General features: G+C 69.3%; 13 protein-coding genes. 9 read left to right on the top strand and 4 right to left on the bottom strand.

Annotated elements, in window-relative coordinates; all coding sequences use genetic code 11:
* Positions 1 to 411: 411 nt before the first annotated feature.
* A complete protein-coding gene (locus tag ACFRMN_RS26240; protein ID WP_383023612.1) occupies positions 412 to 2,262 on the bottom strand; it encodes a transketolase in 1,851 nt (616 codons plus the stop codon).
* Positions 2,263 to 2,329: 67 nt separating this feature from the next.
* Positions 2,330 to 3,652 (bottom strand): NAD(P)/FAD-dependent oxidoreductase, encoded by a 1,323-nt coding sequence (locus tag ACFRMN_RS26235; protein ID WP_383023405.1) that lies wholly within the window; start codon positions 3,650 to 3,652, stop codon positions 2,330 to 2,332.
* A gap of 303 nt (positions 3,653 to 3,955) precedes the next feature.
* Between ACFRMN_RS26235 and ACFRMN_RS26230 the strand changes: the two genes are divergently transcribed.
* A complete protein-coding gene (locus ACFRMN_RS26230) occupies positions 3,956 to 4,408 on the top strand; it encodes a DUF5709 domain-containing protein (RefSeq protein WP_383023609.1) in 453 nt (150 codons plus the stop codon).
* Positions 4,409 to 4,451: 43 nt separating this feature from the next.
* On the opposite strand, the gene ACFRMN_RS26225 is transcribed toward ACFRMN_RS26230, so the two are convergent.
* Positions 4,452 to 4,829: a hypothetical protein gene (locus ACFRMN_RS26225; protein ID WP_383023402.1), complete on the bottom strand. Its 378-nt coding sequence runs from the start codon at positions 4,827 to 4,829 to the stop codon at positions 4,452 to 4,454.
* A 157-nt stretch (positions 4,830 to 4,986) separates the two neighbouring features.
* Positions 4,987 to 5,997, bottom strand: coding sequence for an amino acid ABC transporter permease (locus tag ACFRMN_RS26220; protein WP_383023399.1), 1,011 nt, complete (start codon positions 5,995 to 5,997; stop codon positions 4,987 to 4,989).
* A 655-nt stretch (positions 5,998 to 6,652) separates the two neighbouring features.
* Here ACFRMN_RS26220 and ACFRMN_RS26215 point away from each other — a divergent pair.
* From ACFRMN_RS26215 to ACFRMN_RS26180, 8 genes are all read left to right on the top strand, one after another.
* Positions 6,653 to 7,786 carry an LLM class flavin-dependent oxidoreductase gene (locus tag ACFRMN_RS26215; protein WP_383023396.1) on the top strand — a complete coding sequence of 378 codons (1,134 nt, stop codon included), beginning with the start codon at positions 6,653 to 6,655 and terminating at the stop codon, positions 7,784 to 7,786.
* On the top strand, positions 7,786 to 8,316 hold the full coding sequence (locus ACFRMN_RS26210; RefSeq protein WP_383023393.1) for a GNAT family N-acetyltransferase: 531 nt from the start codon (positions 7,786 to 7,788) through the stop codon (positions 8,314 to 8,316). The genes ACFRMN_RS26215 and ACFRMN_RS26210 overlap by 1 nt, the downstream gene beginning before the upstream one ends.
* Before the next feature lie 64 nt (positions 8,317 to 8,380).
* Positions 8,381 to 9,286: an ABC transporter substrate-binding protein gene (locus ACFRMN_RS26205; protein WP_383023606.1), complete on the top strand. Its 906-nt coding sequence runs from the start codon at positions 8,381 to 8,383 to the stop codon at positions 9,284 to 9,286.
* A gap of 16 nt (positions 9,287 to 9,302) precedes the next feature.
* The gene (locus ACFRMN_RS26200) at positions 9,303 to 10,301 is read left to right on the top strand and encodes an amino acid ABC transporter permease (protein ID WP_383023390.1); all 999 of its coding nucleotides are present in this window, start codon (positions 9,303 to 9,305) and stop codon (positions 10,299 to 10,301) included.
* The gene (locus ACFRMN_RS26195) at positions 10,298 to 11,113 is read left to right on the top strand and encodes an amino acid ABC transporter ATP-binding protein (RefSeq protein WP_383023386.1); all 816 of its coding nucleotides are present in this window, start codon (positions 10,298 to 10,300) and stop codon (positions 11,111 to 11,113) included. The genes ACFRMN_RS26200 and ACFRMN_RS26195 overlap by 4 nt, the downstream gene beginning before the upstream one ends.
* 97 nt (positions 11,114 to 11,210) lie before the next feature.
* Positions 11,211 to 12,212, top strand: a complete 1,002-nt coding sequence (locus ACFRMN_RS26190; RefSeq protein ID WP_383023383.1) for an ABC transporter substrate-binding protein — start codon at positions 11,211 to 11,213, stop codon at positions 12,210 to 12,212.
* 65 nt (positions 12,213 to 12,277) lie between these two features.
* Positions 12,278 to 13,402, top strand: coding sequence for an LLM class flavin-dependent oxidoreductase (locus ACFRMN_RS26185; protein WP_383023380.1), 1,125 nt, complete (start codon positions 12,278 to 12,280; stop codon positions 13,400 to 13,402).
* Between the two features lie 685 nt (positions 13,403 to 14,087).
* Positions 14,088 to 15,929 carry an APC family permease gene (locus ACFRMN_RS26180; protein WP_383023603.1) on the top strand — a complete coding sequence of 614 codons (1,842 nt, stop codon included), beginning with the start codon at positions 14,088 to 14,090 and terminating at the stop codon, positions 15,927 to 15,929.
* Positions 15,930 to 16,108: the final 179 nt, after the last annotated feature.

The following is a 16,108-nucleotide window of genomic DNA, read 5'->3' as shown; positions in this document are numbered from 1 at the left end:
CACGTACAGGACGTACAGGCCGATGTTCAGGCGGCTGTGGTCAGCCGCACAGTCAGTCAGTCCTCTCCACGCACTACGTTCCACTCCTGATCGGCCGTCTCCTGTCGCTCATGGCCGGCTCCGGCCCGGCGCTCGCGCGGGGTGACCCGCGCCGGAACGCAGGTACGTATCCGTCCCTCGCGCTCGGTCGGCCGGTGTGTCACGGCCGGCGCGGGCCGCGGGCCTGGATGGGTGCTCATACCGTCTTCCCTCTCTTCGCCGTGCGTCCGGTCCTTCTGCGTGTATCCGCCATGTATTCCGGTCCTTCTGTCTGTCCGCCGTGTGTTCCGGTCCCACTCGCGTCTGAATCCCGGTGTTCGGCTCCCGGTGTTCGGCTCCTGGTGTTCGGCTCCTGGTGTTCGGCTTCCGCCGTCAGCGGAGGGTCTGTTCCACCAGCAGCCGCAGCCCCGCCGCGATCGAGTCAGCGTCGATACCCGCCGCCCTGAGCTGCTCCGCCGGAGTCGCCGAGCCCGGCATGTTCCCCACCGCGAGCCGTACGAGCCGCTTCGGCGCGGGACGGCCGTCGGAGAACACCTCTGCCACCGCGTCCCCGATGCCGCCCTGCGGATGGTGGTCCTCGACCGTGACCAGGCAGCCGGTCTCGTCGGCCGCGGCCTGGAGCGTGTGTTCGTCGACGGGCTTGACCGAGTACAGGTCGACGACCCGTACGGGGAAGCCCTCCCCGGCCAGCAGATCCGCCGCCTTGAGGCACTCGTGGACCGTGACTCCGGTGCCGATCAGCGTCACACGGTCCGCGTCCGAGCGGCGCAGCACCTTGCTGCCGCCGACGGGGAACCGTTCGTCGGGGCCGTAGATGACCGGTGTCGCGCCCCGGAGCGTACGCAGGTAGCAGACGCCGGGCAGTTCGTACATCGCCGCCACGAGCCGCGCCGCCTGGTTGGCGTCGCAGGGGTGGAGCACCGTACTGCCGTGTATGGCACGGAACATCGCCAGGTCTTCCAGGCCCATCTGGGACGGACCGTCCTGGCCGATCGAGACGCCCGCGTGCGAGCCGACGACATTGATCGAGGCCCGGCTGACGGCCGCCATCCGCAGGAAGTCGTGCGCGCGGGTCAGGAAGGCCGCGAAGGTCGACGCGTACGGGACATGGCCCAGCGCCTGCATACCGACGGCGGCGGCGATCATCTGCTGCTCGGCGATGTAGCACTCGAAGAACCGCTCGGGGTGTTCCTTGGCGAAGAACTCCGAACGGGTGGAGTCGCTGACCTCGCCGTCCAGCACGACCACGTCCTCGCGGGCCGTGCCGAGGGCCGCGAGTGCCCTGCCGTAGGCGTCACGGGTGGCGACCGAGTCGCCGAGGTCGTAGCGCGGCAGCCTGATGGTGCCGCGCCGTCCGGCGCTGCGGGCGGGGTGCTCGGGCTCGGTGGGCTTCGCCACCGACACCCGGATGGAGCGCCGCCCGCCCAGTTCCTCGATGGCGCTCTCCGCGTCGGGCAGCGGCTTGCCGTGCATGCCCTCGCGATCCTCGACGGAGGCGACGCCGCGTCCCTTGCGGGTGCCCGCGATGATCGCGGTCGGCTTGCGGAAGGTCGACCTGGCCTCGGTGAAGGCGGCGTCGACGGCATCGAGGTCATGGCCGTCGATCTCGATGGTGTGCCAGTCGAAGGCGCGCAGCCTGCGGCCGTAGGCGTCCAGATCCCGCTGATGGCGGGTGGGGCCGCGCTGACCGAGGCGGTTGACGTCGATGACAAGGGTCAGCGAGTCGAGATGCTGGTCCCCGGCCTCCTCGATCGCCTCCCATACGGAGCCCTCGGCCATCTCGCTGTCGCCGGACAACACCCAGACGTGGTACGGAGTGTGGCTGAGCCGCTGGCCCGCGAGCGACATGCCGACACCGACGGGCAGTCCCTGGCCCAGCGATCCGGTGGCGACATCGACCCAGGGCAGCCGTGGGGTCGGATGGCCTTCGAGCCGGCTGCCGAGGGTGCGATAGGTGAGGAACTCCTTCTCGTCCACCGCGCCGGCCGCCAGATACATGGAGTACAGCAGCGGCGAGGCATGTCCCTTGGAGAAGATCAGCCGGTCGTTGCCCGGATCGTCCGGCCGGTCGAAGTCGTAGTGCAGATGGTTGGCGAGCAGCGCCGCCATGAGGTCGGCGGCGGACATCGAGGAGGTGGGATGGCCCGATCCGGCCGCATCGGCGACCCGTACCGAGTCCACCCTCAACTGCTGTCCCAGCTCGGTGAGTTGTTCACTGTTCAGATGGTGGGGGCGGCTTTTCGAGCGCTTACTCTTCGGACCTTGGCTGTTCGGACCTTGGCTGTTCATGTCACTCCTTAGGGGGTGCGCCGGGAACCCTCGCCAGTTCGGGGGAAGACGATTCGAGCGGCACCGTCCACGAGCGGACCAGTCCGAGCTGGACGGACTGCCGCGGCAGGACCGCGTCGAGCATCCAGTCGGCGGCGACCCGCACCCGGTTTCCCGGCATGGCCGCCAGGTGGTAGCCGCGCGTGACAGCGCCCGCGAGCGGTCCCGACAGCGGCACCCCGAGCGGGTTGGCCGCGGCCTTGACTCCGCCGAGGTCCACGACGAACCCCAAGTCGTTGTGTTTGTAGGTCTGCCGCTCCCCGTATCCCAGGGAGGCGGCCACATTGCGGCCCGCCACCTTGCCCTGCCTGCCGGCGTGCTGAGCCGTCATCGGGGTGAAGTGCCCGGGCCTGGTGAGATCCGGTACGGCCGCGGCGTCCCCGCAGGCGAACACCTCGGGGTGGCCGGGCACATTGAGCTGAGGATCCACCAGCACCCGGCCGCGCTCGACGGACAGCCCGAGGTCGGAGACCAGCGGATCGGGCCGTACGCCCACACACCAGACCAGGGTGTGGGTCTCGATGAACTCACCGTTGTCCAGCGTGATCCCGGTCGGTCGCGCCTCCTTGACGGAGGTGCCCGTACGGACGTCCACGCCGCGTTCGCGCAACACCCGCTGGGCGGTGTCCGACAGCCTGTGGTCCAGCTCCGGCAGGACGCGCGGGGCGATGTCGAGGAGCAGCCAGCGGGGTTTGTCCGTCTGGCGCCACGCGGGCTGTTTACGGACCAGCGCGTTGGTGAAGAGCTTGCCCTGGGCGGCGACTTCGGTGCCGGTGTAACCGGCGCCGACCACGACGAAGGTGGCGCGTGCGGCGGCCTCCGCCCGGTCGCCGGTGACAGCGGCCAGCTCTATCTGACGGGTGATGTGATCGCGCAGATAGAGCGCTTCGGGCAGTCCCCGGAAGCCGTGCGCGTACTCCGCCACTCCGGGGACGGGAAGCAGCTTGTTGACGCTGCCCACGGCGAGGACGAGCCGGTCGTACCGCAGCTCGCCCCGGTCGCCCTCCGGCCCGGTGTAGCCGATACTGCGCGCCTCCAGGTCGATATGGTCGGCCTCGCCGAGCACAAGCCGTACCCGTGGCAGTGTGCCCGGGATCGAGACCGTCACCCGGCGCGGCTCCAGAATGCCCGCGGCCACCTGAGGCAGGAGCGGAAGGTAGAGGAAGTAGTCGGTGGGGTTCAGCAGCACGATCTCGGCCGCGCCCCTGACTCGGTGGCAGAGGGTACGGGCGGCTTGGTAGCCGGCGAACCCGGCCCCGACGATGACTATGCGTTCTCGGCTCACGTTCGACTCCGGAGGGTTACATTTCGGGTCGTACGGGTCGTTTTGTCACGTGCCCGACGACAGCGGTGACAAACACGGGGGATCGCGCGGAGGCGGTCCACGCACCCTGTCGCAGGGGTGCTCACCTGCCGTTTGACACCGCGGTGATTGGTGGGAAGGTGGACGGAGCGGATGAGCCGATCCCGGGCAGCGCGCGCCATGAAAGCTCTCGTGTACGACGGCGACCGGATGAGTGTCCGACGTGAGGACGGCCGGGCGCACGGAAGCGAGGAGAGGGACGTGAGCGGCGACAACGGCGAGTCGATGGGCGACGAGGTCTACCAGCCCGACGGCGCCGAGATCGGCGAGGACGAGGGCATCCTCGATCCCGAGGACACCCTCATCGACCGGGGTTCCGACCCCTTCGACGAGGGCTGGTCGCCTCCCGAACGCCCGCTCGGTGTCGAACATGTCGGTACGACGGCCGCCGAGCAGCGGGTGGGGGAAACGCTCGACCAGCGGCTCGCGGAGGAGGTCCCCGACGAGGGCGCCCTTGTCGGGGACGGCATCGGGGATCTGCCGTACGGCGAGGGTGAGCGGCTGGACGACGAGGTCGGTGACAGCCGCTCGGGCCGGCTGGTGGCTCCCGACGAGGGCGCACACGAGGACGCCGAGAAGGACATGATCGCCCGCGATGTCGGCATCGACGGAGCCGCGGCTTCGGCGGAGGAGGCCGCGGTGCATCTCGTCGCGGAGCCGGGCGACGAGTGGGAGTGACCTTCCCGGGACAGCCCTTCGGCGATTCCGCGATTCGCGCGGTTCAGCGATTCGCGCGGTTCTCCAGGCGTAGCTGGACTTCCTCCTCCTGGTCGCCGGAGGCCGTACCGACCATGCGGACGGTGAACGCGGAGGCGAGGCTCTTGCGGAGACTGTCCACCGCCGTGTAGCCGCCCTGGAGGGTAGCCACCACCGGCGCCCTCAGCCGCGCCGGGCGGGGCTCCGCGCGTAGCTCGGACACATTGAACGTCGCGATCCACACGGTCGGGCGGCCCTCGGCCGCCTCCTGCGGGACATCGTCCGCCGCGCGGTCGCAGGCGAAGGCCGTACGGAGCGCGCCGAACACCACCCGCGCGTCTTCCTTCTCATCACCAGTGAGAGCCACGACGACATCCGCCGCGGGCTGGTCCGCACTGTTCACGTGGATCGTTCCTCTCCGTCGCCGCTCCGAACCGGTCGTCTCCAGACTCGCCCCGGTCCCCGGAGTGTGCGACTGGAAGCGGTCAACAGGGCGCACCCGACCGCTCGGCCGCCACGCACTTGCTGGTGTCGCCCGGCGGGCCGGCGGGCCGGCGGTCTCAAAGCGGCTTCGCGTCGGCGGCGCTCGCGGTACGGAGCCGTCCTGCCAGGGCCGCCGTCTGCCGACGCAGGCGCTGGAGGGGCGTGGGTGGCAGCTCGCGGGCGGCGCCCCGGGCGTAGTGGCGTTCGACATAGAACTGGCCGACGGACAGGACGGTCGTGACGATGATGTACCAGATGGTCGCCACCATCAGCAGCGGGACGATCTGATACGTACGGTTGTAGATCAGCTGCACCGAGAACAGCAGGTCCTGCACGGCGAGAACACTGACGATGCTGGTCCCCTTGAGCGTGCCGATGAGCATATTGCCCGCCGTGGGGACGATCGACCGCATCGCCTGGGGCACGACGATACGGCGCAGCACCCGTCGGCGGCTCAGACCGAGTGCCGCGGCCGCCTCCGTCTGGCCGGCGTCGACGGAGAGGATGCCGCCACGCACCACTTCGGCCGCGTAGGCCGCCTCGTGCAGGGTGAGGCCGATCAGCGCGGTGAGTCCGGCGCCGAAGAGGTTCACGGTCTTGAAGGTGAGGAATTCCGGGCCGAAGGGAATCCCGATCCCCAGGGTCGGATAGAGCGCGCCGATGTTGAACCAGAACAGCAGCTGCACCAGCAGGGGGGTCGAGCGGAAGATCCATACGTACCCCCAACTGATGGTACGCAGAACGGGGTTGACGGAGAGCCGCATGACGGCGAAGACCGTACCGATGAGGAAGCCAAGCACCATCACGGCGGCGGTCAGCCAGAGGGTGAGCAGCAGGCCGTCCAGTACGGCGGGGGTGGTGAAGTACTGGCTCACCACACTCCACTGGAATCTCTCGTTGCGGACGAGCGAATTGACGATCATCGCGAGGCCGAGCAGCGCCAGCGCGGCCGACAGCCACCGGCCGGGGTGGCGGCGGGGAACGATACGGGAGATCTCGTCGGGTCCTGGTGGGGAGAGCGGCGAGGTCCCCGGAATCCCCGGCGGGGCGGAGGCGCGCGGTCCATCGAGCGAGGGCGATACGGGCATGAGGGGCTCCGGCGGGAGAGAGGTCGGCGGCGTGGACCCGGCGGCATGGACCGGGCGGCAGGTGTCATCACGCGTACCGCGTCCCTCAACACGGCCGGTGCGGACCGGTGTTCACACAGGAGCCCGGCACCGCACACCCCTCGATCGTACGGGCGCACGCCGGAGGACTGTCAAGGCCGCCCCACCGCCCGCGCTGCCCACAGAGCGAGAGCCTGTTGACTTCACCGAACGTCCCGTGCTCAATTGGCCTTATGCAGAAGCAGCTGCCGTTGGTCATACGCGGCCACATAGACTTCGGTCGTGTGTGGTCCGCTTCTTGTTGCGCCTGACCCGGCAGCGGGCCGCCTGACCGGCCCCTCCCTCCCTCGGTGATCCCGTCTCTTCGGTGACCCCGTCGCGGGCCGATTTCTCGTATCTCACCGGGCGTTCGCTGCCGCCTCTCTCCCTGAAGCGCCCCCTTCCTCTCCCGTCATCGCGCCCTCGCATCCCGTCATCGCGCCCTCGCACCATCCCGTCCGGCTGCCCAGCGCCGCCCGGCCGCTGACCCGTACCGCCGGTGGTCCCCCGTGTCCGCCGTGTCCACGCGACGCCCCGGGTCTTCCTCGGCATGCCTTCCCGCCGACGCACACCCATCTCCCTGTACGAAAGGTCCGTCATGCCTGTGGAGTTCCTCGGCATAGCCGCCACCCACAACGGGTCGGAGACACATCCCCGCTCCGGCGCAGCGTTTGACAAGGAGTTCACACTCAAGCTGGCCCGTGCCCACGAGGACCATGGCTGGGACCGGGTGCTGTTCGCGTACGGTTCCGGCTCGCCCGATCCCGCTCCGGCCGCCGCGTACATCGCCTCCCGGCTGGACAAGCTGCGGATCCTGCTCGCGCACCGGCCGAATGTCTCGTATCCCACCTTCGCCGCCAAGACATTCGCCACGCTCGACCGGATCAGCGACGGCCGGCTGACGGTGCACTTCATCACCGGTGGCAGCGATCACGAGCAGCGCCGTGAGGGGGACACGCTCACCAAGGACGAGCGTTACTCCCGCACCCGTGAGTACATCGAGATCGTCAAGCGGATCTGGACCGAGCACGAGCCCTTCGACCACGAGGGCGAGCACTACCGGTTCCACGACTTCGTCAGCGATGTGTTCCCCGTCCAGCGGCCCAGGCCCGATGTCTCGTTCGGCGGCTCCTCGGCCGCCGCGTACGCGGCCGGTGGCGCCGAGGCGGACATCTACGCGCTCTGGGGCGAGCCGCTGGAGAAGACCGCCGAGCAGATCGAGGCGGTGAAGGCCGCCGCGCGTGCGGCGGGACGTACGACGCCGCCCCGTATCCAGGTGGCCTTCCGGCCGATCATCGCGCCGACCGAGGAGCTTGCCTGGGAGAAGGCGCACCGGACGGTGGACGCGATCAAGGCCCGTAAGGAGAAGGGCGAACCGGCCGTGGTGCGCCACCACCGGCGGGGCGAGCCGGAGAACGCCGGCTCGCAGCGGCTGATCTCGATCGCGCGGTCGGGTGAGCGCTACGACCGGGCGCTGTGGACCCCGACCGCCGCTGCCACCGGGGGCGCGGGCAACTCCAACGCCCTGGTCGGTACGCCGGAGACGGTCGCGCGGGCGCTGCTCGACTACTACGACCTCGGTGTCGACATCATCTCCGCACGCGGGTACGACCTGCTCGGTGACGCCATCGACTTCGGCAGGCATGTCATTCCGCTGGTCCGCGAAGAGGTCGCCAAGCGCGACGCGGAGGGCGCGGCGCGTGGCCCGGGGACCCTGGTCGAGGCCGGCTGATGACCTCCGTCGCCGAACCCGGCGGTCTGACCTGGCTGTCGACCTCCGTCTCCGATCCACGGGTACTGCCGATGCTGCGCGAGCTGGGGCATGAGTACTCCACCCGCTACGGCAAGGACGCGCACGGCGAGCTGGCCCGCTACCCCGCCGAGGAGTTCGACCCGCCGCACGGAGTCCTGCTGTTGTTGCTGGAGCACGGCGAACCGATCTCCGGTGGGGCGTTCCGCCGCTACGACGACAGCACGGCCGAGCTGAAGCGGATCTGGACCCACTCCGCGCACCGCCGGCGCGGGCTGGCGAAGCGCGTTGTCACCGAGCTGGAACGTATCGCCGTCATACGGGGCTACCGTCGCGTCTACCTCACCACCGGGCCGCGCCAGCCGGAGGCCAGGGGGCTGTATCTGACGGCCGGTTACCTACCGCTGTTCGACACGGGGGCGGATCCGGAGACCATCGGTCCGCTCCCCTTCGAGAAGCACCTCGCGGACCGTCCCGTCGGCTCATCGGATTCCCCCGAAAGAGAGCTGTGACCCCGTGCGCATCCTGATCCCGGGCCGTGCGCGGCCCGTTCGTCACCAGGTGGCCGCCGCGCTGATGGCCGCCCTGCTGCTGCCGGTACTCGCGGGCTGCGGATCGGACGCGGCCTCCGGGAGCGAGGCGGCCGGCGCCGCCTCCCCCGCGCCGTCCGACGATGTCACCGCCTCGCTCAAGAAGAACGCGTCGCTGGCGGCCCTGCTCCCCGAGGACGTCAGGAAGCGGGGGACCGTACGGATCGCCTCCTCCGTGGGAGCGCCGCCCAGCGCCTACTACCCCGACGCGTCGACCAGCCGTCCCGCCGGACAGGACATCGACATCGCCGACGCTGTCGGCAAGATCCTGGGAGTGGAGCTGCGCCGCGAGGAGGCGAGTTTCGAGGCGATCCTGCCCGCGCTCGGCAGTGGCAAGTACGACGTCGGCACCGGCAACTTCGGGGTCACCGACGTACGCCGCAGGACGGTCGACTTCGTCACCTATATCAATGACGGTCAGGGGTTCGCCGTCCGCGCGGACGACAAGAGCATCGACAAGGTGACCCGGCTCGACCAGCTGTGCGGCAAGACCGTCGGGGTGGGGGCGGGCACCACCTTCGAGGCCACCCTCAACTCCCAGAAGGGCGTCTGCGCCGACGCGGGCGAGAAGCCGTACAAGGTCAGTGTGTTCTCCGAGAACGGGGCGCTGCTCACCAGCCTCCAGCAGAGCCGGGTCGATGTGGTCATGTCGACGATCAACGGTCTGCGCTACCAGGCGGCCCAGCCGGCGGCCGGGGTCAGGTTCCTCGGCGAGTTCCACCGGCTCGATGTCGGCTTCGCCTTCGCGAAGGGCTCCCCGCTGCTCAAGGCGTTCCAGGGAGCCGTCAACCAACTGATCGACGAAGGCACCTACCGCCGGATCCTCGACAAGTGGGGAACGGGGGATTCCGCGATCGAGGAGTCCCGGATCAGTCCGCCCGAGCAGAAGTAGCCGGCAGGAGCCACCGATGGACACCGCAACCGGCGCCGCGAAAGCCGCGCCGCCGCCCGGCCACCTCGTACCACCGCGCGGACCGGTCCCTGACCGGGACGATCTCGCCACACTGAAGGTCGTGCCCGCGCGTCACTACTGGCGCTGGGTGGCGGGCGTGGCCGCGCTCGTCGTGGTCGCCCAGTTCAGCCACGGTCTGGTCACCAACCCGGGCTGGGACTGGGACACCTTCTTCCGCTATCTGTCCGCCGACACCGTGCTGACGGCCGTCTGGGTGACGCTCCAGCTCACCGTGTACGGCACGGCGCTCGGCTTCGCGCTCGGCGTTGTGCTCGCCTTCATGCGGCTGAGCAGGAGCGTCATCCTCCAGACGGTGGCGTGGACATACATCTGGGCCTTCCGTTCCATCCCGCTGATCGTGCAGCTGCTGTTCTGGTTCAATCTCGCCTATCTCTACAAGGAGTTGGGGATCGGCATCCCCTTCGGTCCTGTTCTGTGGAGCTTCGACACGCTCAACCTGGTCAGCGCGCTGTCCGCCGCCGTCATCGGGCTCGCGCTGCACCAGGCCGCGTACGCCGCGGAGATCGTGCGCGGCGGGATCATCTCGGTCGACGCCGGGCAACTGGAGGCGGCGGCCGCCCTGGGCATCCCCCGGCTGCGGCAGTTGCGCCGGATCCTGCTGCCGCAGGCGATGCGCGGCATCCTGCCCAACGCCGCCAACGAGGTCATCTCCCTCTTCAAGGGAACTTCGATCGTGTCGGTGATGGCGATCGGGGAGCTGTTCTACCAGGTGCAGGTGATCTACGGCCGTAATGGGCGGGTCGTACCGCTGCTGATGGTCGCGACCGCCTGGTACATCCTGCTGACCACCCTGCTGACCATCGCCCAGTACTACGTGGAGCGGCACTTCGCGCGCGGCGCCGAGCGTACGCCCCCGCCCACTCCGCTCCAGCGGGCCCGGAGCTTCACCCGCAGGATGCGGGCCGCCGCCGCCACGGGAGGTATCCAGAAATGAGCACCAACTCCGATTCCGTCACCGGCACGGCTGTGGGTACGTCCGCCGACAGTGGTCTGATGGTCGATGTGCGCGGTGTCCACAAGAACTTCGGTGCGCTCGAAGTACTGCGCGGGGTGGACCTCCAGGTCCGCACCGGCGAGGTCACCGTCGTGCTCGGTCCCTCGGGGTCCGGGAAGTCGACGCTGCTGCGCGGCATCAACCATCTCGAAAAGCTCAACCGGGGATACGTCAGCATCGACGGCGAGCTGATCGGCTACCGCCGCGCGGGCTCCAAGCTGCATGAGCTCAAGGAACGGGAGGTGCTGAAACAGCGTCTGCACATCGGTTTCGTCTTCCAGAACTTCAATCTGTTCCCGCATCTCACGGTGGTCGAGAACATCATCGAGGCTCCGGTCTCGGCGCTGCGCCGGTCCCGTAAGGCCGCCGTGGAGCAAGCCGGACGGCTGCTGGAGCGGGTGGGTCTCGCGGACAAGGCCGACGCCTATCCGCGTCAGCTCTCGGGCGGCCAGCAGCAACGCGTGGCCATCGCCCGCGCCCTCGCCCTGGAGCCCAAGGTACTGCTCTTCGACGAGCCGACCTCCGCGCTCGACCCCGAACTGGTGGGCGAGGTCCTCGATGTCATCAAGGATCTGGCCCGTTCCGGCACCACCATGATCGTCGTCACCCATGAGATCGGCTTCGCCCGCGAGGTCGCCGACACCGTCGTCTTCATGGACGACGGGGTGATCGTTGAGCAGGGTCCGCCGGCGGATGTGCTCGACCGCCCGCTGCACGCGCGTACCAGGGCGTTCCTGTCCAAGGTCCTGTGAGGTCCGTTCCCTCGTTCCCTCGTCCTCTCGTCCCTTCGTCCGTCCTTCCGTCCTTCCGTCCTTCCGTGTGTTCCGCCACCCTGCCGAGGAGCCCTCCGTGCCGCCCCGTCGTCGTCCCCTCCGTATCACCGCCGCCCTGCTCGGCCTGGTCACCGCCTTCTCGCTCACCGCCTGCGGCAACTCCGCCGATGGCAGCACCGACAAGGCAGCACCCCAGAGCGGCGACAAGAAGGACAAGAACGGGTTTCAGATCGATCTGGGCCCCGATCAGAAGCGGATCACCACGCCCGAGGTGGAGTCCATCGCGGCGCTCGTCCCGGCGGAGATCCGGGAACGGGGCACCCTTGAGGTCGTCAACGCGGCCGGCTCGGTGCCTCCGCTCGATTTCTACGCCACCGACGACAAGACCGTGATAGGGGTGGAGCCGGACCTCGCCTCGCTGGTCGCGGACGTCCTCGGCCTGAAGCCGCACTACAACACCGTCGACTGGGCGAATATCTTCGTCGGTCTCGACAGCGGCAAGTACGACCTCGGCCTCAGCAACATCACGGTCACCGAGGAGCGCAAGGAGAAGTACGACTTCGCGACCTACCGGCTGGACAACATCGCGTTCGAGGCCAAGAAGGGCACCGACTGGCGGGTGAAGGGCCCGGCGGACGTGGCGGGCCGGACGATCGGGGTCGCCTCGGGCACCAACCAGGAGAAGCTGCTGGTCGACTGGGGCAAGGCGAATGTGGCGAAGGGTCTGAAGCCCACCGAGATCAAGATCTACCAGAATTCCAGCGACTACTACCTGGCGCTCGGCTCCGGCCGCCTCGACGCGTATCTCGGCCCCAACCCGGTCGCCGCGTACCACTCCGCCTCCACCGGCCAGACCGAGATCATCGGTACGTTCTCGGGGGCCGGGGACGAAGTCCAGGGCAAGATCGCGGCCACCACCAAGAAGGACAACGGTCTGATCAAGCCGTTCCAGCAGGCGATCGACACCGTCATCAAGAACGGTACGTACCAGAAGGTCCTGGAGCGGTGGGGGCTGGCGAACGAGGCCGTGCCCTCCTCCGAACTCAACCCCGAGGGACTGCCGAAGACCGGTCAGTAGCCGGATCGGGCACTCCCCCACCGGCCCTCGCGCAAACGGGGCCCCGGACGCAGCGGAAGGCAGTCATGAAATTCTCCGTCCTCACGATCGTCGGCCACGCACCACACCCCCTCACCGGGGAACTCCCGCCCGCCGCCGACCGGCTGAACGAAGTCGTCGAGCTGGGGGTGGAGGCCGAGCGGCTCGGCTTCGACGCCTATGCCGTCGGGGAGCGGCACGCGGGCCCGTTCCTCTCCTCCAGTCCCACGGTGCTCCTGGGCGCGCTCGCGTCCCGTACCTCGCGTATCCGGCTGCTGACCGGGGTCACGGTCGTGGCAATCCTGGACCCGGTGCGGGTGGCCGAGGACTACGCGACGCTGGACCAGCTCTCCCGGGGCCGGATCGAGCTTGTCATCGGCAAGGGCTCGGAGGCCGGACACTTCGACCTCTTCGGTCTGGACGAGGAACGGCAGTGGGAGTACCAGGCCGAGAAGTACGAGCTGCTGCGCAGGCTCTGGCGCGAGGAACACCTCGACTGGGAGGGCCTGTTCCGGCCGCCGCTCAAGAACGTCACGACCGTGCCACGCCCGTACGCCGGTCCTCCCCGGGTGTGGCACGGCTCGGCCACGAGCCTCAACTCCCCCGAGCTGGCGGCCAAACACGGCGATCCGCTCTTCACCGCCAACGCCATCCAGCCGCGTGAGGCATACGCGCGGCTGATCAGCCACTACCGCGAGAAGTTCGAGGAGTACGGACACGATCCGGCGCGGGCCCATGTGGCGGCGGGCTCCGGCGGTCTCTATATCGCGGATACGACGGAACGGGCGGTCAGCGACTTCAAGGAGCAGTACGAGGCCCGCGTCCAGCAGCTCTTCAAACCGCATCTGGTGGGCAAGGCCGGCTACAACACCCCCTTCACCACCATCGAGGAGGCGATAGAGAGCGGCCCGCAGCTCATCGGCAGTCCGCAGCGGATCATCGACAAGATCCTCGGTTACCACGAGGTCTACGGGCACGATCTGCAGTCCGTCACCGTCGACGGGTTCGGGCTGGGCCTGCCCGAGCAGCGTGAGCAACTCCAGCGGTTCGCCGAGGAGATCGCGCCGGTGATCCGGCGTGCGGCGCCCTCGGCGCTGTGGGCCGCACCGGAGCCGGGAGCCGCGCCGGAGCCGGGAGCCGCGCCGGAGCCGGGGGCCGCGCCGCGTCCGTAGCCAGTTGGCCGGCCCACCCCCCTTGTACCGGTCCCGCGCCCGCTGACGGGAGACAGCCATGGTGCGGGACCTGCCGGGGCCGGGGCATCCCTGCCGGGCGGCTGGTGGGATGCCCCGGCCCGTCCGGCGGGCGCGTGGCCGCGGCGGGCCGTACGTCCGAACGGGTTGTCGCCGCCCCCGGCCGAGTGTCGTCCGGCGCGGGTGGGGCCGGTGGCACGGTCCGCCGAAGAGACTCGCGGATGTGACGGATACCCAGGGACCCCAGGGAGACGAAGGCCGAGGCGGTCAGGACCAGGGCCAGGCCCAGGCCCAGGGCCAGAACCGGGACCGGGACCGGGACCGGGACCGGGGCGACACCTCCTCCGCGCCGCTCTCCGTGCCGGAACTCGACGCCGAGCAGTCCACGATGCTGCGGCTGGTCGGGCGGGAGTGGGGGCGGGTGTCCGCCGGCCCCGACGAGTGGCGGCGCGCGCTGCCCGTGGACCCCGATACCGGCAGCTACCCGGAACCGGCGCAGATCGTCCCGGCCCGCTTCGGCCGTTTCGTACAGGTGCCCGAGCTCAACGCGCCGCCGCCCGAGGCGATGGACAGCGAGATGGGCGCACCTCTCGGCAGGTTCGGCGGTTCCGTCCGGCACGCGCTTCTGGGGGCGCCGCTGAAGAGCACGGCCATCGCGCGGGAGCGGATGCGCAAAGTGATCGCGCTGCCGGTGCTCTCCGCCGACGCGCTGTCGTCGGTGGCGTACGGTCCCGAGGCGCTGCTGGTGGTCCTGGTGCTCGGAGGTGCCGCGGGGCTCGCGTATTCGGTGCCGGTGGCCCTCGCGATCGTCTTTCTGATGCTGGCCGTCGGGGTGTCGTACCGTCAGACGATCCGGGCGTATCCGCAGGGAGGCGGCTCGTACATCGTCGCCACGGACAATCTGGGGCGGATTCCGGGGCTGATGGCGGCGGCCGGTCTGATGACGGACTACGTCCTGACCGTCGCCGTCTCGGTCTCCTCGGGGATGGCGGCGGTCACCTCCGCGGTCCCGGGGCTGGCCGATGACGCCGTGCTGATCGGCGTGCTGGTCATCGCCGTACTGCTGGCGGGGAATCTACGGGGTGTCCGGCAGGCCGGGGCGCTGTTCGCCGCGCCCACCTATGCCTTCATCCTCGCCATCACCGCGCTGGTGATCGTCGGTGTGTACGACGCGGCCGGCCGGGGCTTCGAACCCGTGCCGACCCCGCCGCTGCACGCGGTCGAGGGTGTCGGTCTCCTGCTGGTGATGCGCTCCTTCGCCTCGGGTTCGACGGCGATGACCGGTATCGAGGCGATCTCGAACGCCGTGCCCGCCTTCAAGCCGGTCGCCTGGCGAAACGCACGCACCACCCTGTCCTGGATGGTCGGGCTGCTCATCGCGCTGTTCGCCGGCACGATGGCGATGATCTATCTGGAGGGCGTGATCCCGCAGTCGCGGGAGACGGTGCTGTCCCAACTGGCCCATCGCAGCTTCGGTTCCGGCGCCATGTACATCTTCACCCAGGCGGCGACCGCGCTGGTGCTCCTGCTCGCGGCGAACACGGCGTACAACGACTTCCCCCGGGTGCTGTACCTGCTGGCGCGCGACAACCACGCACCGCGGATCTTTCTGCGTCTCGGCGACCGGCTGGCCTTCAGCAACGGGATCATCGTGCTTTCCGTGACGGCCGCGTGTGTCTATGTCGCGTTCGACGGGAAGACCGCCTCGCTGATTCCGCTGTACGCCGTCGGGGTCTTCCTCGCCTTCACCCTGTCGCAGAGCGGGATGGTGATGCACTGGTGGCGCAAGCGCGACCGGCACTGGCGCAAGAGCCTCTGTTTCAACGCCACCGGCGCGCTGCTCTCCGCGGTGGTCTTCATCACCGCCGGGATCACCAAGTTCACCGAAGGAGCATGGCTCGCGATTCTCACCGTCGCCCTGTTCCTCCTGGTGACGACGCGGATCCGACGCCATTACGACAAGGTCGGGGAGGAGCTGCGGCTGCATTCCCAGACGATCGAGGTCCCCAGCCGTACGATCACGCCGCAGCCGTGCGCGGAACCGCCGACCGGCCCCGGGGCCCCGTCGGCCAGGACGGAGGACTCGGAGGCCGAGGACTCACCGGAGGAGATCCGCCATCTCTCGGTCGTCCCGGTCGACGCACTGCATCAGGCGAGCATGCGCGCGCTGGCGTACGCCGCCTCCCTCCAGCAGCCCGTACTGGTGCTGCATGTCAGCCCCAGCGACGAGGACGCCGAGCGGTTCGCTGAGGCCTGGACGCTGTGGGGCGACCATCTCCCGCTGCGGATCGTGCTCTCCCCCTATCGGGCTACGGTGGCGCCGCTCATCAGCTATCTCGAATCCCTGCACCGTCAGCGCCCCGATCTGACCATCACGGTGATCCTGCCGGAGATCGTCGAACGGCACTGGTGGCACCGTCTGCTCCACACCCCGCTGGCCGGACGGCTGCGACGCGCGCTCCGGCCCCTTCCGAAGATCGTGGTGACCACCGTTCCGTTCCATGTCTAAGGGGGCACGCGGATAGGTGGGGCGGCGGCGCGTGCCGATGGGCGGCGCCGCACCTATCCGTGCGGTCTCTAAGTCCTGGGCCCGAGATGCCCATTCATCATCCCAATTGGCCGGTTTGTCGCATGTCACTTAGCGTGGGCGGTGCATTGCCCAGACAGGGCATTAGGCAACTACATGAG

The organism is Streptomyces sp. NPDC056835, assembly GCF_042789485.1.
GTDB lineage: Bacteria > Actinomycetota > Actinomycetes > Streptomycetales > Streptomycetaceae > Streptomyces.
Note: the sequence above shows the minus strand (reverse complement) of the source record. Positions and strands in the feature narration are given on the sequence as shown.

What these genes read in the sequence shown, in the direction of transcription:
- ACFRMN_RS26180 (WP_383023603.1), top strand. Translation starts at nt 14,088, where the DNA reads ATGCGCAAAGTGATCGCGCTGCCGGTGCTCTCCGCCGACGCGCTGTCG.
- ACFRMN_RS26185 (WP_383023380.1), top strand. Translation starts at nt 12,278, where the DNA reads ATGAAATTCTCCGTCCTCACGATCGTCGGCCACGCACCACACCCCCTC.
- ACFRMN_RS26230 (WP_383023609.1), top strand. Translation starts at nt 3,956, where the DNA reads ATGGGCGACGAGGTCTACCAGCCCGACGGCGCCGAGATCGGCGAGGAC.
- ACFRMN_RS26215 (WP_383023396.1), top strand. Translation starts at nt 6,653, where the DNA reads ATGCCTGTGGAGTTCCTCGGCATAGCCGCCACCCACAACGGGTCGGAG.
- ACFRMN_RS26205 (WP_383023606.1), top strand. Translation starts at nt 8,381, where the DNA reads ATGGCCGCCCTGCTGCTGCCGGTACTCGCGGGCTGCGGATCGGACGCG.
- ACFRMN_RS26200 (WP_383023390.1), top strand. Translation starts at nt 9,303, where the DNA reads ATGGACACCGCAACCGGCGCCGCGAAAGCCGCGCCGCCGCCCGGCCAC.
- ACFRMN_RS26220 (WP_383023399.1), bottom strand. Translation starts at nt 5,997, where the DNA reads ATGCCCGTATCGCCCTCGCTCGATGGACCGCGCGCCTCCGCCCCGCCG.
- ACFRMN_RS26195 (WP_383023386.1), top strand. Translation starts at nt 10,298, where the DNA reads ATGAGCACCAACTCCGATTCCGTCACCGGCACGGCTGTGGGTACGTCC.
- ACFRMN_RS26210 (WP_383023393.1), top strand. Translation starts at nt 7,786, where the DNA reads ATGACCTCCGTCGCCGAACCCGGCGGTCTGACCTGGCTGTCGACCTCC.